The sequence below is a fragment of the Vibrio sp. YT-19(2023) genome (assembly GCF_033337395.1).
In genome coordinates, this window is the sequence record NZ_JAWOQN010001116.1 from 1 (window position 1) to 524 (window position 524).

Consider the following 524-nt stretch of genomic DNA (forward strand, 5'->3'; position numbering starts at 1 on the left):
ACTCTTTCTCACTGGCGCAGGAAATGCCCATGTCTAAGTCAAAACATCAAGTTCCTAATCATCTATTGAAGCCTTTGCTATTACGCAGCCGTGAAAGCATGGTCGACAATGGTTTGGTGTATGACCCCATTGCGGCGAAAGCATGTCTAAGCTGCAAGATGGCACCTGATTGTTTAAGTGGTGATGTCGCGCAAAAGCAGCTGCTACACGTGACGTTGACTCAACTGTGCGACCAACAGGTAACGCAGTTTTTGCAGCAAAATCCGGACGCTTGGATCATCAATGTTGGAGCTGGACTCGATACCCGTTTTTACCGTTTGGATAACGGCCGCTGTCACTGGATTGAATTGGATGTTACGGAGAATCTAGTTTGGCGTCAGCGTCTATTCCATAAAAACGAACGCTACGAACATCGCAGTGGGAGTGTGGAAGATATGTCGTGGCTCGAATCTCTGACCATTCCAGATAAATCACCCGTATTGATTCTGTGCGAAATGGCATTGTTGGATTGCTCTGAGCGACAT

General features: G+C 47.1%; 1 protein-coding gene. It reads left to right on the plus strand.

Annotated elements, in window-relative coordinates; translation table 11 throughout:
- Window positions 1–29: 29 nt before the first annotated feature.
- Window positions 30–524, plus strand: a 495-nt coding sequence (locus R7E78_RS30345; RefSeq protein ID WP_318059174.1) for a class I SAM-dependent methyltransferase, incomplete at its 3' end; no start/stop codon positions are given.